The organism is Streptomyces sp. NPDC058534 (genome assembly GCF_042717365.1).
Taxonomy (GTDB): domain Bacteria; phylum Actinomycetota; class Actinomycetes; order Streptomycetales; family Streptomycetaceae; genus Streptomyces.
Window position 1 is genome coordinate 183,433 of record NZ_JBHXNW010000005.1, and the last position, 1,190, is coordinate 184,622.

The following is a 1,190-nucleotide window of genomic DNA, read 5'->3' on the forward strand; positions in this document are numbered from 1 at the left end:
CCGGCCCCCCTGGTCGCGAAGGGCTGGGGCGCCGCCCGCCCGGCGCCGGGGGGCCCGCAGCAGCGCCGTGGGCGGGGCGGCCGACCCGGGCGGCCCCCACCGCGACTCTCCTGCGACCCGGGAAGCCCGAACCGGGGAGTGGGCCCGCTGCGACGGCTGTACATCCCCCAACCGAAGTCGTTCGGCACCATACCGAAGCGGCTGGACTCCGTTGACCTTCGCGGTCGAAGACGCAACGACGCCGGGAACCACTCTCGTCGTCCAGACCGATCGCCCCCACCCCGGAAACTGGTTCCTCCTGCCGACACAGCCGGTCCTTCCAGCCGACGTCGCCCAGGCCATACGGACCGCTCTCGCACGCGGATGGAAGCCGCTCGCGAGCGGATCCCCCTTCCGCCTCGAACCCTCAACCGGGAGCACTACTGGCGAGGACGCAGCCCTTGCCAGGGGACTGTCGGCATAGTCGCGGTCTCGGCATAGATCGATCACCAGAACGGGCACGCGTGCGAGACGCAGCAGTTCGTCCTGGAGCCTGCCGGTGGTGTGGGCGGGAACCACAGATCGCACTGGGCCAGGTCGCCGGGCTGATACGCCGTCCGCGAGACCGGATCCGCCGGAAGGTAGACCGGCCGCAGTTCCCGGACCCGCCGCTTCAGCACCGACAACGACCGTTCCCAGCCGACCCGCTCGGCGATCACTGAGGTTCCCCCGAGGTGCGGGGAAAGGTGGCAGCAGGTCAGATGGGTTGCATGAGAGGAGCCCTGACGATGCCTGCCCCGAGGAAGTACCCGCTGGAGTTGCGTGAGCGTGCGGTGCGGATGTACCGGACTGCCGAGCCGAAGCCCGTGATCCGTCGGATGGCCGAGGAACTCGGTGTACATCACGAGGCCCTGCGAGGCTGGATCCGGCAGGCCGAGGCCGACGCGGGTGAGCGCGACGGCCTGCTCACCACCGAGGAGAAGGAAGAGCTCGCCCAGCTGCGGCGCGAGGTGCGGGAACTACGCCGTGCCAATGAGGTCCTGCGGACGGCTTCGGCTTTTTTCGCCGCGCAGCTCGACCCGGCCCAGGTGACAGCGCTCATCGACGAGCACCCGTACCTGGGGGTCGAGCCCGTACTCCGGGAACTGCACATCCCCTCCTCCACCTACTACCGCTGGCGCCGGTCCGAGACCGAACCCTGTGAACGGCGC

General features: G+C 70.0%; 1 protein-coding gene and 1 pseudogene. One reads left to right on the top strand and one right to left on the bottom strand.

Annotated elements, in window-relative coordinates; all coding sequences use genetic code 11:
* Positions 1-545: 545 nt before the first annotated feature.
* A pseudogene (locus ACFWR9_RS04780) lies at positions 546-701 on the bottom strand (IS21 family transposase); the annotation flags it as partial.
* A gap of 66 nt (positions 702-767) precedes the next feature.
* Between ACFWR9_RS04780 and ACFWR9_RS04785 the strand changes: the two are divergent.
* The coding region (locus ACFWR9_RS04785; RefSeq protein ID WP_383835512.1) for a transposase at positions 768-1,190 on the top strand (423 nt) is incomplete at its 3' end.